Source organism: Serratia sp. 22278 (assembly GCF_052045405.1).
GTDB lineage: Bacteria > Pseudomonadota > Gammaproteobacteria > Enterobacterales > Enterobacteriaceae > Serratia > Serratia marcescens.
Genome location: NZ_JBQEOW010000003.1, coordinates 461,124 through 478,925 on the forward strand (window position 1 = coordinate 461,124; position 17,802 = coordinate 478,925).

Here is a 17,802-nt window from a genome sequence, read left to right on the forward strand (position 1 = left end):
TTTTGGCCGCGGAAACGGGTAATCTTATTTGAACTAGTACAAAAGGATTTATGTATGACTTCATTGTATGCAAAAGGCGGCGGCGCTGTCCAGATTGCCGAGCAGATCGCCGCACGCATCAAAGACGGCGCGCTGCGGCCGGGCGAGCTGTTGCCGCCGGTACGCCAACTGGCGGCGGAGCTGGAGGTCAATCCGAATACCGTCGCCAGCGCTTACGCCCGATTGCGCGATGCCGGTCTGGTGGCGACGCGCGGGCGGGCGGGAACGGTGGTGCTGGAGCCGCCGCTGGCGGCGGTGAGTGCGGCCTATACGCCGCGTCAGGTGCCGGCGGGGATGTGCGATCTGGCCAGCGGCAATCTGGATGCCGCATTGTTGCCGGCGTTGGCGCTTGGCGCGGCGGAGGCGTTCCCGCAGCAAAATGGTTATGACATCAGCGGCGATCTGCCGGCATTGACCGATCTGGGGCGCGAGTGGCTCGGCCGCCAGGGCGTCGCGCTGGGGGAGCCGGCGGTGTTCTCCGGCGCGCTGGATGCGATGGAAAAGGCGCTGCGCTGCCATGTGCAGCCGGGCGCGGCGGTGTGGGTGGAAGATCCCTGCTGGCCGCCGCTATTGACGCTGTTGCGCCACCTGCGTCTGCGGCCGCTGCCGCTGGCGGTAGATGAACAGGGTTGTCGGTTGCCGGAAAGCGGGGCGGCCGGCGCGGTGATCCTGACGCCGCGCGCCCACAATCCGACCGGCGTCTCGCTCTCTGCGCAACGCGCGCAGCAGTGGCGGCGTTTTCTGCGCGACAATCCGCAGTGTCTGGCGATCGTCGACGATTTCTGGGGGCCGTTGTCGCAGCAGCCGCTGCATCTGCCGTTCGACGGCGATCGCGGCCTGTATGTGCTGTCGCTGAGCAAGTTTCTCAGCCCGGATCTGCGCATCGCGCTGGCCTGCGGTGACCCGACGTTGCTGCAGGCGATGCGCGCCGATCAGTACATCAGCGAACGCTGGGTCAGCCATATCTTGCAGCAGATCGCCGCCCGGCTGTGGAGACAGGCCTTGCAGGAAGGGCAACTGCAGCGGGCGCAACAGGCATATCAGGCCAGAAGGGATGAACTGGTGCAGCGGCTCAATGCATTGAATCACACGGCGCTGGCGGTGGGTGAAGGGCTGCATCTGTGGTTGCCGGTGCGGTCGGAAACCGCCGCCGCGCAGCTGATGGCGCAGCGGGGGTGGTTGGTGCAGGGCGGTGAACCTTTCCGCCTGAAGGGCGGCCCGGCGCTCCGCGTCAGCCTGGCTAACGTCACGCCGGCGCAGTTGGCGCCACTGGCGCAGGATCTGACCGACGCCATGCGGGCCGGGGCGGCGATCAACTAGGCCGGCGTCAAACTCTCCTCCGCCAGTAACTGCAGCGAAGCTAACCGGGCGGCCGGTTCGGCGATCGGCGTGTCGATGATGAACTCGTCCACGCCGTACTGCTGCTGCAGCTGCGCCAGTTGCTGATGCACCTGCGGCGCGGTGCCGAGCAGAACATGGCTTTCTCGCGGCTCGATGCGGTAGTCGGTGGCGCCGGCCTGTTGCACGAAACTCTCGGCCTGGGCCAGGCTGCCGACGGTCACGCTCTGCTCACCGGCGACGTGCACGCGGTATTGCTGAATATCCGCCGCCAGCGTCGCGGCCTGCTCCGGGCTCTGCGCCACGATCGCCGCCACCGCCAGCAGCCCCTTGCGGCCGCCGCTGTGTGCGGTGTAGTGCTCCAGCGCTTCTCTAATGTCTTGCGGATTGCCGTTCAGATGCGCGGCGAACACGAAGGCCCAGCCGGATTCAGCCGCCAGCGTCGCGCTCTCTTTACTGGCGCCGAGCAAAAAGCGCTGGGCGGCGTGAGGCGGCAACGGCGTGGCGCTCAGGCCCGGTTCGGCGTCGTCGTTCAGGTACGCGGTCAACTGCGACAGCTGCTGCGGGAAGGCCGGTTTGTTTTGCCGGTCATGGGCGGCCTGCAGCGCCTGGGTGGCGAGCGGCAGCCCGCCGGGCGCTTTGCCCACCCCGAGATCGACGCGCCCCGGCGCCAGCGCCGCCAGCAGGTTGAAGTTTTCGGCCACCTTGTAGGCGCTGTAGTGCTGCAGCATCACGCCGCCGGAGCCGATGCGAATGCGCGACGTTTGGCCGAGCAGATAACCGATCAACACCTCCGGCGACGGGCAGGCGAGCTGCGGCGTATTGTGGTGTTCCGCTAACCAGAAACGCCGATATCCCCAGCGTTCCGCCTGTTGCGCCAGATGCAGCGTGCGCGCCAGCGCCTGCGCGGCGCTTTCCCCTTCGGCGATCGGACTCTTTTCCAATATGCTCAAGGCATAAGCCATTTTCCCGCTCCTTTCCTCATCAGATATGCCAGACAAATACCATGTGGGCGGCGTGCGCCTTAATACTGATTGGCGATAGGATATTCCATTGATCCAAAACGGATTTGGATATGCGCAGAACGGTAAAGCGCCGCGGTGTTACCCCTCGAGCCAGGCCTTCAGACGAATGGCGTCACGGTAGTGGCCGTAACGCGGCTGTGCGCCGAGCAGGATCATCACCACCGGCTGCCCCTTGATGGTGGTGCGCATCACCAGGCAGTGACCGGCCTCGTCGGTAAAGCCGGTTTTCTGCAGCTGGATCTTCCAGGCGGGGTTGTTGATCAGGCCGTTGGAGCTGCGGTAGATCAACTGGCCGCGGCCGGGGCGCACGATCTGCTGCTTGTCGGTGCTGAAGCGGCGAATTGACTGATAGCGATAGGCGTGATTGACCATCTTCAGCAGATCGTTGGCGCTCGCCACGTTGCGCGGCGTCAGCCCGGTCGGATCGTAGAAGCGGGCGCGTTTCATGCCGATGGCGCGCGCTTTCTGATTCATTTTCGCCACGAAGGCCTTGCGTCCGCCGGGATAATTGCGGCTCAGCGCGGCGGCGGCGCGGTTCTCCGAAGACATCAGGGCGATGTGCAGCATGTCGCGGCGGCTGAGCACCGAACCGATGGTCAGGCGCGAATGGGTTTTCTTCAGCAGATCGCGATCGGCGGCGGTGACTTTGAGCTTGCTGGCCATCGGACGTTTGCTGTCCAGGGCGACCATGGCGGTCATCAGCTTGGTGAGCGAGGCGATCGGCAGCACGCGGTTCGGCTGCTTCTGATAGAGGGTCTTTCCGGTGCGTTGATTGACGACCAGCACCGATTTTGCATTCAGCACCAGCGGCGGCGCAGCCGCATGTGCGGGCGCCAACACAAACAGCAGGCTGAACAGGAGGGCGGCGCCGAAGCGCCGGACAGGCAGACGGAGAAAAGCGTGAGATAAAAGCATAACGGCGGCAATAGTGACCCTAAGTGATTAAAAAATATCAAAAGAGTCTGCCGGGCAAATGTGAAGGAAATAGGGCGATAATCGCTCAAACTGTTACAACAATCCCTTTTGCCGCAGAGTGAAGCGGGTGGCCTCGTTCAAATCGTAGTCCGCGAGACGCTCGCGCGGCACCCAGGCGTAGTCGTCGAACTCGTCGTTGATCGTCACGTCGCGGTTGGCGGCATGGCAGTCGAAAATCAGGTAAATCATGTAGATTTGCTCCCGGCTGCCGTCGGCGTAAGTTTTGATGCGCACGTCATCGCGGAAAGTCCAGGGCGTGATGTTGTCGAGGATCAGCGCGGCGCCCAACTCTTCGCGCACTTCGCGTCGCAGCGCCTGTTCTATTTGTTCACCCGGCTCGACGCCGCCGCCGGACAGCGCCCACTGGCCGGGAAATACGCCCTTGTGCGCCGCCATTTTGCACAGCAGGAAGGCGTTATCGTTTTCAATCAGCGGGCAGACAATGATGCGTTGGCGCATGGAGGACTCCTGTCAAAATGGAAAGCAACCACTTTAACATGGGGTCTGGCCCCTTAGCGTGAGAGAAATCAAAGCGTTGTATTTGCGCAGAGCTGCGGCAACCGCCTCTCTGCGCTACGGTCAGTAGATTTCTGGCACCACCATGTTGTCCGGCACCGGGTTACGGTGGTACTCCGGGCTGCGTTTGCGCTGCGGCAGCGTGATGACGTTGCCTTCGGCTTCCTCATAAGGCACCTGTTGCAGCAGGTGGGTGATGCAGTTCAAGCGGGCCTTTTTCTTGTCGACGCCCTGAACCACCCACCAGGGCGCCTCGGCAATGTTAGTGCGCGCTAACATGATTTCTTTGGCCTCGGTGTAGTCTTCCCAGCGGCGGCGGCTTTCCAGATCCATCGGGCTGAGCTTCCACTGCTTGAGCGGATCGTGAATGCGGCTGAGGAAACGCAGCTCCTGCTCCTCATCGGTGATCGAAAACCAGTATTTGACGATTTGGATGCCGCTGCGCGTCAGCATTTTTTCGAATTCCGGCACGCTGCGGAAAAACTCCTCGTACTCTTCGTCGTTGCAAAAGCCCATCACGCGTTCCACGCCGGCGCGGTTATACCAGCTGCGGTCGAACAGCACCATTTCGCCGGCGGCGGGCAGATGCGCGATATAGCGCTGAAAATACCACTGGGTGCGTTCGCGGTCGTTCGGCGCCGGCAGCGCCGCCACGCGACAGGTGCGCGGGTTGAGACGCTGGGTGATGCGTTTGATCACGCCGCCCTTGCCGGCGGCGTCGCGGCCTTCGAAGAGGATCACCAGCCGGTGGCCGGTGCGCATCACCCAATCCTGCAGCTTCACCAGTTCGCCCTGCAGGCGCAGCAGTTCGCGGAAGTATTGTTTGCGCCAGGCTTTCTTCGCGTCGCTGTCGACTTCTGCCGCGTCGAAGCGCAGGTCGTCCAGCTCCATTTCCAGCTCTTCATCGTAGCTGTCGTAAAATTCTTGCAGCAGGCGCTGGTTGAAACCGTCATCGCGGTTGAATTCATGCATGGTCATCAGATTTTCTCCGTGTCAGCCCGGTGTTAGAAATGGTTGAAGATCCAGTACAGCACCGCCGACAGCAGTACCGAGGCCGGCAGCGTCAGCACCCAGGCCATCAGCAGATTGCGCAGGGTGGCCATCTGCAGGCCGGAGCGGTTGGCGGCCATGGTGCCGGCGATGCCGGACGAAAGTACGTGCGTGGTCGAAACCGGCAAACCGAAGGCGTCGGCCGCGCCGATGGTGGTCATCGCCACCAGTTCGGCGCTGGCGCCCTGGGCGTAGGTCAGGTGCGATTTACCGATCTTTTCGCCCACCGTCACCACGATGCGGCGCCAGCCAACCATGGTGCCGAGCCCCAGCGCAATCGCCACCACCACTTTCACCCAAAAGGGAATGAAGCGGGTGGCGTTGTCGAGTTCGCCTTTCAACGCGTCGAGGTTGCGCTGTGCATCGGGATTGATCTGCAACTGACGCTCTGCCTTCAGGTGCTTGATGGTCTCGGACGCCAGGTACATGTCATTGCGGGTGTTCGACACCGCTTGTGCCGGGATCTTGTCGACCGAGCCGTACTGACGGATTTGATCGCCGATCGCGCCGGCCAGCTGCGCCAGCGCCGGCACCACCTCCGGCGTCAGTTCGCTGGTGCGCACATAGCCGGTCAGCACCTCGCGCGGCGGCGTTTGGCCGCCGGCCGGGAACTGGCGCAGCAGCTCGTTTTTGGTCACTTCCGCCAGCGCCGCCACCCGGGGGATCTGCTCCGGCGGCATCGAACGGTTCAGGGCGTAGGCGATCGGCATGGTGCCCACCAGGATCAGCATGATAAGGCCCATGCCTTTCTGCCCGTCGTTGGAGCCGTGGGCAAAGGAAACGCCGGTGCAGGTGAGGATCAGCAATCCGCGGATCCACAGCGGCGGCGGGCTATTGTCTTTAGGCGCGCTGTACAGCTGGCGGTTGTTGACGAACAGCTTCAGCGCCAGCAGCAGCAGGCCGGCGAACACGAAGCCGATCACCGGCGACAGCAGCAGCGCATAGCCCACCTTGATCGCCTGGCCCCAGTCCACGCCGCTGGTGCCGGTGCGGCCGTGGATCAGGGCGTTGGCCACGCCGACGCCGATAATCGAGCCGATCAGCGTATGCGACGACGAGGCGGGCAGCCCGAGCCACCAGGTGCCGAGGTTCCAGATGATGGCGGAGAACAGCAGGGCGTACACCATGGCGAAACCGTTGCCGGTGCCGGCCTGCAGGATCAGCTCAACCGGCAGCAGCGAAATGATGCCGAAGGCCACCACGCCGCTGGAGAGCAATACGCCGAGAAAGTTGAAGAAACCGGACCACACCACGGCGACCATCGGCGACAGCGAGTGGGTGTAAATCACCGTCGCGACCGCATTGGCGGTGTCGTGGAAGCCGTTGACGAATTCAAAGCCCAGCGCGATCAGCAGCGCCAGCCCCAATAATAAAAACGGAATGTAACTGGTATAGACGGCGCCGGCGTCGCTGACGTCGTTAAATAAGTTCACTCCGGCGAACGCGATCCCCAGAATTAATAAGAACACAAAAAAAAGAACAGTGAGTCGACTGTTCTTTTGATGCAGCTTGGGCAGGCTGGATGCGGCCGGCACACCCGTTTGAACGGCGCTGTTATCGCTCATAATGACCTTCCTGAGAGGATTGAATGCGGTAGCTGTCGCCTGAAAAGTATTCTGAATGAATGTGGCCTTTTTATGACGAAAATATTAATCATCGGGAACGGCGAAAATCATTAACGCCGATAAATAAAGATTGTTATAACAGCGGGGACGGTCTTGGGTTAACGGCAACAGGCAGGATAAGGCGTTATGGTGCAACGGTTAGCGGAAAAGATGCACAAGCTTGATTTCGATGATGAAGTGACCGGGCTGATCTACGGCCATGTGTTTCGTTCCGGTGAGCCGCCGGCGCGCCTGAACTCGCAACAGGTCTGCCAGGCTTACCAGGCTTTGCCGTCCGGCGACGGCTTTGTCTGGCTGCACCTCAATCTCAACCACGCGGCGGCGGAGAAGTGGCTGAAAAACCATTTCGCCATTTCCGATTTTTTCTTCCATGAAATTCGGCATGGTTCCCACACGACGCGCATCGAGCGCCAGGGCGACGATCTGTTCGCCGTGCTCAACGACGTGATTTTCCACCCTGAGGACAGCAACCCGGAAACGGCGACGCTGTGGCTCTATTGCTGCCGTGGGCTGGTGGTCACCGTGCGTCACAAACCGGTGCGATTGATTGAACGGCTGCTTGGCCGCCTGACGGCGTTGGAGCTGGCGTCGTCTACCGAGCTGCTGGCGCACCTGCTGGAAGAGCAGGAGGACGTGCTGGAACAGGTGGTGCGGCAGGCTAACCAGTATGTTGATGCCATCGAGGATCGCCTGCTGACCCGCCGCGTCAAACGCAACCGCGCCGAGCTGGGGCGCATGCGCCGCATGTTATTGCGCTTTCAGCGCCTGTTGGCGCCGGAACCGGCCGCGCTGTTTCGGCTGTTGAACCGGCCGCCGGCCTGGCTGAGCCGCGAGGTGGTGCAAGATCTGCGGCAGTTTACCGAAGAGTTCACCGTGGTGTTGAACGATCTCGCCAGCCTGACCGAACGCATCCGGCTATTGCAGGAAGAGCTGGGTGCCAAGCTGATGGAGCAGAATAACCGCACGCTCTACACCCTGACGGTGATCACCGTGCTGGCGTTGCCGATCAACATCGTCGCCGGTTTCTTCGGCATGAACGTCGGGGGGATACCGCTGGCCAGCAATCACCACGGTTTTATCCTGCTGGTGTTGCTGGTCGGCAGTTTTACGCTGATCGCCGGTTATCTGGCGTTCAGGCGCCGGGACGAGTCGTAATTACAGGCGGGCGCGGTACTCTTCTTCCAGCCGGGCATGGGTGCTCCAGAACGGCTGCGGCGCCCGATCGTGCAGACGATCCAGCAGGATATCCAGATGGGTGTGCCAGCCGCCGGCGACGCTGAGCATCTCGTCGCGGTTGGCCAGGCGCCGGTGGGTGACCGTCAGCAGCACCGCGTTTCCCTGTTCCGTCAGCTCGAAGGTCACTTCGGAAGGGCGCCCCTGATCCTGTTCGGCCCAGGTAAAGCTCAGCAGGCGCGGCGGGAACAGGCAGGTGATGTGGCCGCGGTTGCTGACGCAGCCGCCGTGCTGTTTGTACTTGGCCGGCGGTTGCTCGTGCTCGCCCGCCAGATCGGAGTTGCGAAACTCCAGCTCCAGCGGCGCGCCGTTTTCCAACTTCATGGCGCCAGCCGCCAGCCAGGTGGCGCGCTTGTCGGATTCGGTCAGGTAAGCCCACACCCGCTCGATGGGGCCGGGCAGCAGCCGCTGGATGCGCAGCGTGCCGGGTTCGATAATCATGCCGTAATCATTCATGGTTCACTCCTTGGGAGGAAGCTGTTCGGGCTGCAGCAGCGCCTGTTCGAGCGCATCCAGCCGTTCAGTCCAGAAATGTTCATAGGTTTGCAGCCAGTGCATGGCCTGCGCCATAGGCTCGGGTTCGAGCCGGCAGATATGGTTTCTTCCTTGCACGGTGCGTTGCACCAGGCCCGCATGTTCCAGTGCTTTCACGTGCTTGGAGGCGCCGGCGAACGACATCTGCAACGGCGCGGCCAGTTCGCCGATGCTGCGCTCACCGCCGGCCAGCGCGCGTAACATCGAACGGCGGGTCGGGTCGGCCAGCGCATGAAAAATGGCGTCCAGCTGTGAGGAAGATAATTCAACCATATGGTTGAATATAGAACAGACGGGCTAATATTCAACCGTTTTGTTGAATATTTTTTGCCCCGGCGAGAAACCGGGGCGACGATCAGGCGCCGGCGTGCGCCAGCAGCGCGTTCAGCAATACGTCAGCGCCGGCGGCGGCCCAGGCGGGGGTGATATCTTCCCGCTCGTTGTGGCTGATGCCGTCCACGCAGGGAATGAAAATCATTGCGGTCGGGGCGACGCGGTTAAGGTAACAGGCATCGTGGCCGGCGCCGGAAATCATGTCGCGATGGCGATAGCCCAACGCTTGCGCGGCTTGACGTACGCTGTCGATGCAGCCCCGATCAAAAGCGATCGGGGGATACTGGAAGATGCGCTCGGCGCGAGCGGTCAGGCCGCCGCCGTTGACGGCGTTCACCACCGCCAGCAGGCGCTGCTCCATCTGCTCCAGAATTGACTCCTCTGGATGGCGGAATTCGACGCTGAAAAAGACGCGCCCCGGCACCACGTTGCGTGAATTGGGGGTAATTTGCGCCATGCCCACCGTGGCGCGCGCGTCGGGCGCGAAATCCCAACCGATGCGGTTGACCGCCGTGACCAGCGCCGCAAAGCCCAGCAGGGCGTCGCGGCGGCGGTCCATCGGCGTGGTGCCGGCATGGGCGCTGAAGCCGACGACCTCCAGTTCATACCAGCGCTGCCCTTGTGCGGCGGTCACCACGCCGATGTCGAGATGCTCCGCTTCCAGAATCGGCCCCTGTTCGATGTGCAACTCGAAGGCGGCATGGATCGGCGTGCCGCCCACCGGATACTCGCCGGCGTAGCCGATTCGCTCCAGCGCCTCGCCGAGGCTGACGCCGTGCTCGTCGTGGCGCGTCAGGCCGTATTCCAGGTCGAATACCCCGGCGAACACGCCGGAGGCGATCATCGCCGGCGCAAAGCGTGCGCCTTCTTCGTTGGTCCAGTTGATCACTTCAATCGCGCGTTCGGTGACGATCTGCCGATCGTTAAGGCTGCGAATAACCTCCAATCCGGCCAGCACGCCGTAGATGCCGTCGAAACGGCCGCCGCGGGGTTGCGAGTCGCCGTGAGAACCGGTGACAACCGGCGCCAGCTCGGGCCGCGCGCCTTCACGGCGCAGGAACATGTTGCCCATCCGATCGACGCGCACGCTGCAACCGGCCTCCAGCGCCCACAGACGCAGCTGGTCGCGCGCCTGACGATCCTCTTCGCTGAGCGCCAGGCGGGTGACGCCGTTGTCAGCGATGGCGCCGAACTGCGCCATCGCCTGCAGGCTTTGCCACAGGCGCTCGCCGTTGACCCGATGCGTCATGGCTTTTCTCCCGGCGTTTTGGCGGCGTAACGGAAATCGCAGCAGGGAGCGCCGGACATGATGGTCTGGGTGCGCTGCAGTTCAACGTCAGGCGCATAGCCGACGATAAACTGGCTGTCGCGAGCGCAGGAGAGCAGGTGGCCGATGTCTCCCAGCCCCATCTCATGATACATCTCGGCGTAGCGGCAGCGGGTGACGTTATAGTCGAAGTGCTGTTCGTCCTGATTGATCACCTCGACGCGCAACGCATCGTCTTTTTCCCACAGGTACTGCAAGGCGGCGAAGCTGCGCAGATCCGCGCCGTTCGGTTCCTGAGCGGCGAACTGTTTGCCCGCCGCGATGGCGGCATTCTCGATGGCTTCGCCGATCACTGCCTGAGCGCGCGTCTTGCCGATTTCACGCACCAGAATCTGGTAGATCGGTTTGATGATTTCCGCCTCGATCTTTCTGCGGGCCAAAATGCCCAATTCATTATTTGCACAGCTCATCGCCTTGCTCCTCTTGATTTATTGTGGTTTGGCGCCGCCCAACACGGTTTGCGGCTGCCATTTGCCGTCGACTACCCGGTACAGGGTGAAACTCGGCTGTTGCAGGTTGCCCTGCGCATCGAAGGCAATGGCGCCGGTCACGCCCTGATAATGTATGGCGCGCAGTTTCGGCAGATAATCGGCCGGGTTGGCCGAGCCGGCCTGTTCGATGGCGGCGATCAGCACCCGGGTGGCGTCGTAGGCGAAGGGCGCATGCAGTTCGATGTGGGTGTGGTAACGATCGCGGTAGGCTTGCTCAAACGCCTTGCCGCCCGGCATCTGTTCCAGCGGCAGCCCCGGCTCCAACGCGACGACGCCTTCGCCTTCTTGCTGCGCCAGCGTCAGGAAGGTTTGGCTGACAAAGCCGCCGGCGCCCATCAGCTGCGCGTTCATGCCCAGCTGCTTCAGTTTGCGCGCCAGCGGCGCCGCCTGGGAATCTACGCCGCCGAAGAAGATCAGATCGGCGTTTTTGCTGCGCACGGTGGTCAGTACGGCGCTGAAATCGACGGTCTTGTCATCCACATACTCGCGGGCGATCGGCTGCACGCCCTGGGCCTGCAGCGATTTGATGAACTCGTCCGCCAGCCCCTGGCCGAAAGCGGTGCGATCGTCGATCACCGCGATGCGCTGGGCTTTCAGCGTTTTCACCGCATATTGCCCGGCATAGTTGCCGCCGTCGTCGTCGTGGCCCATCACGCGAAAGCTGGTGTCAAAACCCTGTTGCGTATAGCCGTGACCGGTGGCGACCGGCGCCACCTGGGCGATGCCGGCATCGTGATAGATGCGCGCCGCCGGGATGCTGGTGCCGGTGTTCCAGTGGCCGACCACGCCGGCGACGCCTTCGTCGACCAAACGCTGCGCCACGGCCACGGCGGTGCGCGGGTCGGACTGGTCGTCCTCGGACACCAGTTTGAAGGTGACCGGTTTGCCGTTCAGCGTCGGTTTCTGCGCGTTAGCGTCGGCGATCGCCAGTTGCGCGCCGTTTTCGAGATCTTTGCCGATGCGCGCGGAAGGGCCGGTCAGCGGCCCGGCCAGGCCGATCAGCACGGTGTCGGCCGCCAGCGCCGGGAGGCTAAGAATCATTGTCATGGCGGCCAGCGCCAACGGTTTGATGCGAATGCTCTGTTGCATGTCATACTCCTGGTGCGGTTAAAAGAAACAACGGTTATTCACCCAAATAGATCTGTTTGATTTTTTCATCGTCCAGCATCTCGGCGGAACGGCCGCTGTGGCTCAGGCTGCCGCTGTCCAACACGTAGGCGCGATCGGTGGACTCCAGCGCCAGGCGCGCGTTCTGCTCGACCAATAGCAGCGTGACGCCGTCACGGGCTAACTGCTTGATGACCGTGAAAATGGCTTCCACCACAATCGGCGCCAGCCCCATCGAGGGTTCGTCCAATATCAGCAGCCGCGGGCGGCTGAGCAGCGCGCGGCCCATCGCCACCATCTGCTGTTCACCGCCCGAAAGCAGCCCGGCCGGTTGGTGCAGGCGCTCGCTCAGCCGCGGGAAGGTGGCGCACACCCGTTCGAAATCTTGCCGCACCGCCGATTTGTCACGCCGCGCATAGGCGCCGAGCTGCAGGTTTTCCCGCACCGTCAAACGGGTGAAAATGCCGCGTCCCTCCGGCACCATCACCAGCCCCCGTTGCAGCAACCGGTGCGGCGGCGCGCCGCGAATCGAGCAACCGTCGAACAGGATGTCGCCTTCGAACGGCTGCAGGCCGGTCAGCGCTCGCAGGCTGGAGGTCTTGCCCGCGCCATTGGCGCCGATCAGCGTCACCTGTTCGCCGGCGTTCACCGTGAAATCGATGCCTTTGACCGCATGAATGCCGCCGTAAGACACTTTGAGACGTTTAACGCTCAGCAGGGCTTCAGACATGCGCGCCGCCTCCCAGATAGGCCTGAATGACCGCCGGTTCGCGCCGCACCTGCGCCGGTTCGCCTTCGGCGATCGCTTTGCCGTAGTCCAGCACCGTCAGGCGATCGCACAGGCCCATCACCAGCTTGACGTCGTGTTCGATCAGCAGCAGCGTTTTGCCGCTGTCACGGATGCGCAGCAGCAGCTCGCGCAGCGCTACTTTTTCACCGGCGTTCATGCCGGCCGCCGGCTCGTCCAGCGCCAGCAACCGGGGTTCGGTCGCCAGCGCGCGGGCAATCTCCAGGCGGCGTTGGTGGCCATAGGCGAGATCGCCGGCGCGGTAATGGGCGAATTGGCTGATGCCGACGTACTCCAGCAGCGCATGGGATTTATCGCGCACCGCCTGTTCCTCCTCTTTCGCGCGCCGGTGCCGAGCGATCGCCGCCCACAGGCCGTTGCGGGTGCGCACATGGCAGCCGACCATCACGTTTTCCAGCACGCTCATTTCGTTGAACAACCGCAGGTTCTGGAAGGTGCGGGCGATGCCGGCCTGCGCCACTTTGTCGATGGCCTGCGGTTTATAGCGCTGGCCCAACAGGCTGAACTCGCCCTCGTCGGCGCGATACAGGCCGGTGATCAGGTTGAAGCAGGTGGTTTTGCCGGCGCCGTTCGGCCCGATCAGGCCGTAGATTTCCCCCTGGCGGATGCTCATGCTGACGTCATCCACCGCCGTCAGGCCGCCGAAACGTTTGCTGACGTGATTTAAAGCAAGCAGCGGCGTCATGCGGCGGTCCTCCCGGCATGGCGAGCCGGCCACAGGCCCGCCGGGCGATACAGCATCACCAGGATCAGCGCCAGGCCGTAAAACAGTTGGCGGATGATTTCCGGATCGATCAGCACCTGGCCGAACAGCGCCTGCTGCAGCGGCCCCATGCTGCTGCGCAGCAGCTCCGGCAGGGCGGCCAGCAGCAGCGCGCCCAGGATCACGCCGGGGATGTGCCCCATGCCGCCGAGCACCACCATCGCCAGTACGGCGATCGATTCCTGCAGGGTGAACGATTCCGGCGACACGAAGCCCTGAAACGCGGCGAACAACGCGCCGGCCACGCCGCCGAAGGTGGCGCCGATGGCGAAGGCCAGCAGCTTGAAGTTGCGGGTGTTGATGCCCATCGCCCGCGCGGCGTCCTCATCTTCACGGATCGCTGTCCACGCACGGCCGATGCGCGAGTTTTGCAGCCGCAGGCTGATGAACAGGATCGCCAGCAGCAGCGCGGCGAACAGGTAGTAATACAGGTACAGGCCGGAAAAACGCACGCCGAACCACTCGTGCATGCCGGAAAACCTCAGGCCGAACAGGCTGACCGGGTCAATGCCGGAAATGCCTTTGGGGCCGTTGGTGAGATTGACCGGGCGATCCAGATTGCGCATCAGAATGCGCACGATTTCGCCGAATCCCAACGTGACGATCGCCAGATAGTCGCCGCGCAGCCGCAGCGTCGGCGCGCCGAGCAGGATGCCGCATACCGCCGCCAACAGCGCCGCCAGCGGGATCAGCCACAGCATCGGCAGATGCAGCCCGTCGGGGAACCACTGCAGCAGCAGCGGGAACTGCTGCGTCAGATGCGGTGACGACAGCAGCGCGGCGAGATAGGCGCCGACCGCGTAAAAGGCGATAAAACCCATGTCCAGCAACCCGGTCATGCCCACCACGATGTTCAGCCCGAGCGCCAACATCAGATACAGCAGGGCGAAGTCGACGACCCGCACCCAGTAGTTGCCGCCGGCGGCGCCCGCCACCCAGGGCGCCAGCAGCAGGGCGAGAATGAACAGCGTCAGCCCCAGCCCGGCGCGACGCGGCGTGGCCAGAGGAACGGGGGGAGTCAAAACGGTCATCGTGATGTCCTTATGCGCGCGTGGCGATGCGTTCGCCCAACAGCCCGGAGGGGCGGAAGACCAGCACGGCGATCAGCACCAGAAACGCGAACACGTCCTGGTAGTTGCTGCCGAACACGCCGCCGGTCAGCTCGCCGAGATAGCCGGTGCCCAGTGATTCGAACAGACCCAGCAGCAAACCGCCAAGCATCGCGCCGCGCAGGTTGCCGATGCCGCCGAGCACGGCGGCGGTAAACGCCTTGATGCCCGGCAGAAAGCCCATCGAGAAACCGGCGTTGCCGTAGTTGCTGGCCATCATGATGCCGGCCACCGCCGCCAACGCGCCGCCGAGCGCGAAGGTCAGAACGATGATGCGGTCAGGACTGATGCCCATCAGGCCGGCGACCTGCGGGTTTTCCGCCGTGGCGCGCATGGCGCGGCCGAAACGGCTGTGTTCGACCAGCAGCCAGAGGCCGGCCATCACCGCCACGGCTACCGCCAGCGTGACGATCGCCGTGCCGGTGATCACCGCCGGCGCATGTTCGGCGCTGCCTGCGGTCAGGGCGATGGGCGCCATCGGCAACAGCTGCGGAAACATCAGGGGATTGCGTGACCAGATCAGCATCGCCAGGGTTTGCAGCAGCAGTGACACGCCGATGCCGCTGATCAGCGGGGCCAGGCGCGGCGCATTACGCAGCCGGCGATAGGCCAGGCGCTCGATCGCCATCGAGGTGATGGCGCAGATAGCCATGGCGAACAGGGCCGCCAGCAGCAGCGTGGCGTAGGGCGGTAACGCGGGAAAGTGGTGCTGTAACACCCCGATCGCCGACAGCGCGCTCAGCGCCCCGACCATCAGCACGTCGCCGTGCGCGAAGTTGATGATGCGCAGGATGCCGTACACCATGGTGTAGCCGAGCGCGATCAGCGCATAAATGCTGCCGAGCATCAAACCGTTGACGGTTTGCTGTACCAGCGTATCCATAAGGAGAGTCCGGAGATAATGAGTCAGAGGCTCACAGTAGAGAATTTAAAAAAATTGTAAAATACGGAAAAATACTTTCTTATATAAAAAACGAGTGTTTTTAATGCATTGATTTTTATGTATATTAAACCCACTCCTTCAGTGTTCATTTCCCAAAAACAGTCAATATATGAAAAAAACAGAACAGTATGATGAGCCGTTGCCGATGCTGCCGAACGATCCGCCGCTGCGCGCCGTACGGGCGTTCGAGGCCATCGCGCGCCTGGGGGGGATCAGCGCGGCGGCTAACGAGCTGATGATTTCGCCTTCGGCGGTCAGTCATCAACTCAAAACGCTGGAGGCATTTTTGCAGATGCCGTTGACCGAACGGCAGGGGCGTAACCTGGTGTTGCGCAGCGAGGGGCGGGAGTACTACCGTTCGATTCGCTCGGCGTTCAACGTGCTGCGCCAGGCGACCGAACACGTGCGCGAGCAATCCGCGTCGCGGCAGGTGACCATCAGTCTGATCCCGCTGTTCGGCATGGGGTGGTTCATTCCGCGGCTGCGCGGTTTCCTGCGCGAAAATCCGGATATCGACATCAATGTGGTCTACGCCAACCACCGCAATTACCTGAGCGACGCCGCCGATCTGTCGATCCGCTTCGGGGTCGGGCAGTGGACCGGCTATCGCAGCGAGAAGCTGATGTCCGGCAAAATGGTGCCGGTGTGCAGCCGGGCATTCAGTAAACTGCACGGTTTGCTCGATACGCCGGATCAACTGGCGACGCTGCCGCTGCTGCACGACGAGGAACGCAATACCTGGATGCAATGGTTTCAGCAGGCCGGCGTCAAGCGCCCGCTGCGCAGTATCGGCCCGATGTTTGAGGACGGATTGTTGACGTTGGCGGCGGTGCAGGCGGGGCTAGGGTGCGCGTTGATGCGTGAACCGTTAATCGCCCAGTACCTTGAAAGCGGTGAGTTGATCAAAATGTTCGATCTGCCGATCGACGACGGCCGCGATTATTACCTGTGCGCTCGGCTGGATAGCGAGCTGTCGCAGGAAGGCGAAAATCTGCGGCAGTGGCTGCGCCGTGAGGCGGCGGCTCAGAACGCCGGGGCATAATCTACAACCAACGCGTCTTTCAGCAGGTGACGGCTTTGCAGTAGAGTGCCGGTTCCTCTGTAGCGATAAGGTATGACGATGCTGTTCGATTTAAACCAGCAGGCGGCCGAACTGCCCGAGGCTTGGCGTTCCTCCGTGCTGGGCCGCGTCGGTGCGGCCAACATCAAAGTGCTGCGTATGGATGCGCGCAGCATTGCGGATGAAGTGCATGATTACAGCGAAGGGTTGCTGGTGATCAGCGGCCACCTGCGGCTGCAGGTGGCGGGGGAAGAAGTGGTGGTGCGAGCCGGTCAGCTGTATCAGGCCGCGGCCGGCGTGCCGCACCGCGTGTTGCCGGGTAGCGAAGGCACGCTGGTGATTGTCGACCTGCCGGAGGATTAAGCTCCGTGTTTGGGCTGGGGTTGCGCCAGAAATCTGACGACGCCCTGGAGAAAGCGTTGTCTGCCGGCGTTATCTCTATCGAGATGGACAAAATGTGTCGCATCAGGAATGACCAGCTTTTCGGCTGTAGGGGCATCTTTCATGATGGCGTCAACATCCTCTGGCCGGCTCCAGAAATCCCGCTCCGAGCGAACAACCAATACGGGAACGGTGGTTAAGGCTGTTGCGGACCACTGTTTTCTGCCCATCGCCAGTTCAAAGCTGTCAGCCATTGCACCGGTCGGTGCGCGGAAGCTGTGTGGCGTTCTGTGCTGCGAGGTGTTGTCCGATGCCAGTGCGGCATCACCGTAAGCGCGTTTCACTGTTTCATCACGCCACTGTGTTTTATCCGCCACGGGAATGCTGTTATCCCAGACGACAAACAGACTGTCCCGCGTGCTCAGGTTCCAGCCGCCAAATTTGGCTGCGTTGAAATGTCCCGGGTTTTGGGGATCGTCCAGGGGTGATCCCTGTCCCAGCAGCGGATGATGGTCGGTTCCGCCATATAACGTGTTATAGAGCACCAGTCGTTCCACATTCTGTGGGTATTGGGCCGCATAAGCGCCCGCCCAGTGTCCTCCTGTCGCCCATCCCAAGAGACTAACGCGAGGGGAGCCGCTCCACGCCTGAATAGCCTGCACGGCGTGAGCGATATCGGTCACGGCATCCGCCGTGCGGATCAAAGGCGCCGACTGGTCAGGGGGGCTATCCATCGCGGCCGGCCGGCTGGATAACCCATATCCCCGCAGATCGAGGATGTACACTCGAAAGCCTGCTAATGCCAGATCTGCCGCCAGAGAGCCGCCCTTGACGGGCAAATCAAAAGAGGCGAGGCCGGGAACCCGGGCGCCATGAATCAGCAATACAGACGGTTGCGGTATCTTGCCGTCAGGTTTCTGCCTGACCTCCCTGACGTGGAGTTGCTCTCCGTTCGCAAGCAAAATGTGCCTGTCCGTGCGCTCTATCGGCGCGGGGATTTCATTTTCTTTCGATGCAGCCAGCGTGGGTGATGCCGACATCACAAGGAGGGCCAGCAACATATTTAGGTTTCGGTAAGTCAGTGACAACGATCTGAGTATGTTCATTGTTATTTCTGCTCCGCCAATATATACAGGAAGCATCTT

19 protein-coding genes are annotated in these 17,802 nt (G+C 62.4%); 4 read left to right on the forward strand and 15 right to left on the reverse strand.

The window, feature by feature from the left end; translation table 11 throughout:
- Positions 1 to 54: 54 nt before the first annotated feature.
- Positions 55 to 1,359 carry an aminotransferase class I/II-fold pyridoxal phosphate-dependent enzyme gene (locus ACTJJ6_RS09590; protein ID WP_193842808.1) on the forward strand — a complete coding sequence of 435 codons (1,305 nt, stop codon included), beginning with the start codon at positions 55 to 57 and terminating at the stop codon, positions 1,357 to 1,359.
- Here the strand turns inward: ACTJJ6_RS09590 and ACTJJ6_RS09595 are convergent.
- The 5 genes from ACTJJ6_RS09595 to ACTJJ6_RS09615 all read right to left on the reverse strand — a co-directional run bounded on the left by ACTJJ6_RS09595 (position 1,356) and on the right by ACTJJ6_RS09615 (position 6,508).
- A complete protein-coding gene (locus ACTJJ6_RS09595; RefSeq protein WP_016927610.1) occupies positions 1,356 to 2,342 on the reverse strand; it encodes an LLM class flavin-dependent oxidoreductase in 987 nt (328 codons plus the stop codon). The genes ACTJJ6_RS09590 and ACTJJ6_RS09595 overlap by 4 nt on opposite strands.
- A gap of 138 nt (positions 2,343 to 2,480) precedes the next feature.
- Positions 2,481 to 3,317 (reverse strand): D-alanyl-D-alanine endopeptidase, encoded by an 837-nt coding sequence (pbpG, locus tag ACTJJ6_RS09600; protein ID WP_176063095.1) that lies wholly within the window; start codon positions 3,315 to 3,317, stop codon positions 2,481 to 2,483.
- A gap of 93 nt (positions 3,318 to 3,410) precedes the next feature.
- A complete protein-coding gene (gene nudI, locus ACTJJ6_RS09605; protein ID WP_004938207.1) occupies positions 3,411 to 3,836 on the reverse strand; it encodes a nucleoside triphosphatase NudI in 426 nt (141 codons plus the stop codon).
- A gap of 120 nt (positions 3,837 to 3,956) precedes the next feature.
- On the reverse strand, positions 3,957 to 4,871 hold the full coding sequence (gene ppk2 / locus ACTJJ6_RS09610) for a polyphosphate kinase 2 (protein WP_016927613.1): 915 nt from the start codon (positions 4,869 to 4,871) through the stop codon (positions 3,957 to 3,959).
- A gap of 26 nt (positions 4,872 to 4,897) precedes the next feature.
- Positions 4,898 to 6,508 carry an inorganic phosphate transporter gene (locus ACTJJ6_RS09615; RefSeq protein WP_440802424.1) on the reverse strand — a complete coding sequence of 537 codons (1,611 nt, stop codon included), beginning with the start codon at positions 6,506 to 6,508 and terminating at the stop codon, positions 4,898 to 4,900.
- Positions 6,509 to 6,694: 186 nt separating this feature from the next.
- On the opposite strand from ACTJJ6_RS09615, the gene ACTJJ6_RS09620 reads away from it, so the two are divergent.
- Entirely contained in the window at positions 6,695 to 7,723 is a 1,029-nt protein-coding gene (locus ACTJJ6_RS09620; RefSeq protein ID WP_016927615.1) for a transporter, read from the forward strand.
- Here ACTJJ6_RS09620 and ACTJJ6_RS09625 read toward each other — a convergent pair whose 3' ends face one another.
- The 9 genes from ACTJJ6_RS09625 to ACTJJ6_RS09665 form a co-directional block, all read right to left on the reverse strand.
- The gene (locus tag ACTJJ6_RS09625; RefSeq protein ID WP_016927616.1) at positions 7,724 to 8,257 is read right to left on the reverse strand and encodes an SRPBCC family protein; all 534 of its coding nucleotides are present in this window, start codon (positions 8,255 to 8,257) and stop codon (positions 7,724 to 7,726) included.
- A 3-nt stretch (positions 8,258 to 8,260) separates the two neighbouring features.
- Positions 8,261 to 8,608 (reverse strand): ArsR/SmtB family transcription factor, encoded by a 348-nt coding sequence (locus ACTJJ6_RS09630; RefSeq protein WP_004938187.1) that lies wholly within the window; start codon positions 8,606 to 8,608, stop codon positions 8,261 to 8,263.
- Between the two features lie 82 nt (positions 8,609 to 8,690).
- Positions 8,691 to 9,917: a Zn-dependent hydrolase gene (locus ACTJJ6_RS09635; RefSeq protein ID WP_440802417.1), complete on the reverse strand. Its 1,227-nt coding sequence runs from the start codon at positions 9,915 to 9,917 to the stop codon at positions 8,691 to 8,693.
- Positions 9,914 to 10,405 (reverse strand): L-2-amino-thiazoline-4-carboxylic acid hydrolase, encoded by a 492-nt coding sequence (locus tag ACTJJ6_RS09640; RefSeq protein WP_016927618.1) that lies wholly within the window; start codon positions 10,403 to 10,405, stop codon positions 9,914 to 9,916. The genes ACTJJ6_RS09635 and ACTJJ6_RS09640 overlap by 4 nt, the downstream gene beginning before the upstream one ends.
- 18 nt (positions 10,406 to 10,423) lie before the next feature.
- Complete coding sequence (locus ACTJJ6_RS09645) at positions 10,424 to 11,575, reverse strand: branched-chain amino acid ABC transporter substrate-binding protein (protein ID WP_049299344.1); 1,152 nt, start codon at positions 11,573 to 11,575, stop codon at positions 10,424 to 10,426.
- Between the two features lie 34 nt (positions 11,576 to 11,609).
- Entirely contained in the window at positions 11,610 to 12,323 is a 714-nt protein-coding gene (locus ACTJJ6_RS09650) for an ABC transporter ATP-binding protein (RefSeq protein ID WP_016927620.1), read from the reverse strand.
- Positions 12,316 to 13,086, reverse strand: coding sequence for an ABC transporter ATP-binding protein (locus ACTJJ6_RS09655; RefSeq protein WP_044031171.1), 771 nt, complete (start codon positions 13,084 to 13,086; stop codon positions 12,316 to 12,318). The genes ACTJJ6_RS09650 and ACTJJ6_RS09655 overlap by 8 nt, the downstream gene beginning before the upstream one ends.
- Complete coding sequence (locus tag ACTJJ6_RS09660; protein WP_049299342.1) at positions 13,083 to 14,195, reverse strand: branched-chain amino acid ABC transporter permease; 1,113 nt, start codon at positions 14,193 to 14,195, stop codon at positions 13,083 to 13,085. The genes ACTJJ6_RS09655 and ACTJJ6_RS09660 overlap by 4 nt, the downstream gene beginning before the upstream one ends.
- Before the next feature lie 10 nt (positions 14,196 to 14,205).
- On the reverse strand, positions 14,206 to 15,156 hold the full coding sequence (locus ACTJJ6_RS09665; RefSeq protein ID WP_049299340.1) for a branched-chain amino acid ABC transporter permease: 951 nt from the start codon (positions 15,154 to 15,156) through the stop codon (positions 14,206 to 14,208).
- A 169-nt stretch (positions 15,157 to 15,325) separates the two neighbouring features.
- Here ACTJJ6_RS09665 and ACTJJ6_RS09670 point away from each other — a divergent pair, with 169 nt between their 5' ends.
- Both ACTJJ6_RS09670 and ACTJJ6_RS09675 read left to right on the forward strand, forming a co-directional pair.
- Entirely contained in the window at positions 15,326 to 16,258 is a 933-nt protein-coding gene (locus ACTJJ6_RS09670; protein ID WP_049188959.1) for a LysR substrate-binding domain-containing protein, read from the forward strand.
- Positions 16,259 to 16,336: 78 nt separating this feature from the next.
- A complete protein-coding gene (locus ACTJJ6_RS09675; protein ID WP_028127440.1) occupies positions 16,337 to 16,639 on the forward strand; it encodes a cupin domain-containing protein in 303 nt (100 codons plus the stop codon).
- On the opposite strand, the gene ACTJJ6_RS09680 is transcribed toward ACTJJ6_RS09675, so the two are convergent.
- On the reverse strand, positions 16,636 to 17,763 hold the full coding sequence (locus ACTJJ6_RS09680; protein WP_197817645.1) for an alpha/beta fold hydrolase: 1,128 nt from the start codon (positions 17,761 to 17,763) through the stop codon (positions 16,636 to 16,638). The two genes, ACTJJ6_RS09675 and ACTJJ6_RS09680, sit on opposite strands and share 4 nt — an antisense overlap.
- Positions 17,764 to 17,802 lie beyond the last annotated feature (39 nt).

Excerpts from the sequence above, each read along its gene's own strand:
- ACTJJ6_RS09590 (WP_193842808.1), top strand. The coding sequence starts at position 55 with ATGACTTCATTGTATGCAAAAGGCGGCGGCGCTGTCCAGATTGCCGAG.
- ACTJJ6_RS09595 (WP_016927610.1), bottom strand. The coding sequence starts at position 2,342 with ATGGCTTATGCCTTGAGCATATTGGAAAAGAGTCCGATCGCCGAAGGG.
- pbpG (WP_176063095.1), bottom strand. The coding sequence starts at position 3,317 with ATGCTTTTATCTCACGCTTTTCTCCGTCTGCCTGTCCGGCGCTTCGGC.
- nudI (WP_004938207.1), bottom strand. The coding sequence starts at position 3,836 with ATGCGCCAACGCATCATTGTCTGCCCGCTGATTGAAAACGATAACGCC.
- ppk2 (WP_016927613.1), bottom strand. The coding sequence starts at position 4,871 with ATGACCATGCATGAATTCAACCGCGATGACGGTTTCAACCAGCGCCTG.
- ACTJJ6_RS09615 (WP_440802424.1), bottom strand. The coding sequence starts at position 6,508 with ATGAGCGATAACAGCGCCGTTCAAACGGGTGTGCCGGCCGCATCCAGC.
- ACTJJ6_RS09620 (WP_016927615.1), top strand. The coding sequence starts at position 6,695 with ATGGTGCAACGGTTAGCGGAAAAGATGCACAAGCTTGATTTCGATGAT.
- ACTJJ6_RS09625 (WP_016927616.1), bottom strand. The coding sequence starts at position 8,257 with ATGAATGATTACGGCATGATTATCGAACCCGGCACGCTGCGCATCCAG.
- ACTJJ6_RS09630 (WP_004938187.1), bottom strand. The coding sequence starts at position 8,608 with ATGGTTGAATTATCTTCCTCACAGCTGGACGCCATTTTTCATGCGCTG.
- ACTJJ6_RS09635 (WP_440802417.1), bottom strand. The coding sequence starts at position 9,917 with ATGACGCATCGGGTCAACGGCGAGCGCCTGTGGCAAAGCCTGCAGGCG.
- ACTJJ6_RS09640 (WP_016927618.1), bottom strand. The coding sequence starts at position 10,405 with ATGAGCTGTGCAAATAATGAATTGGGCATTTTGGCCCGCAGAAAGATC.
- ACTJJ6_RS09645 (WP_049299344.1), bottom strand. The coding sequence starts at position 11,575 with ATGCAACAGAGCATTCGCATCAAACCGTTGGCGCTGGCCGCCATGACA.
- ACTJJ6_RS09650 (WP_016927620.1), bottom strand. The coding sequence starts at position 12,323 with ATGTCTGAAGCCCTGCTGAGCGTTAAACGTCTCAAAGTGTCTTACGGC.
- ACTJJ6_RS09655 (WP_044031171.1), bottom strand. The coding sequence starts at position 13,086 with ATGACGCCGCTGCTTGCTTTAAATCACGTCAGCAAACGTTTCGGCGGC.
- ACTJJ6_RS09660 (WP_049299342.1), bottom strand. The coding sequence starts at position 14,195 with ATGACCGTTTTGACTCCCCCCGTTCCTCTGGCCACGCCGCGTCGCGCC.
- ACTJJ6_RS09665 (WP_049299340.1), bottom strand. The coding sequence starts at position 15,156 with ATGGATACGCTGGTACAGCAAACCGTCAACGGTTTGATGCTCGGCAGC.
- ACTJJ6_RS09670 (WP_049188959.1), top strand. The coding sequence starts at position 15,326 with ATGAAAAAAACAGAACAGTATGATGAGCCGTTGCCGATGCTGCCGAAC.
- ACTJJ6_RS09675 (WP_028127440.1), top strand. The coding sequence starts at position 16,337 with ATGCTGTTCGATTTAAACCAGCAGGCGGCCGAACTGCCCGAGGCTTGG.
- ACTJJ6_RS09680 (WP_197817645.1), bottom strand. The coding sequence starts at position 17,763 with ATGAACATACTCAGATCGTTGTCACTGACTTACCGAAACCTAAATATG.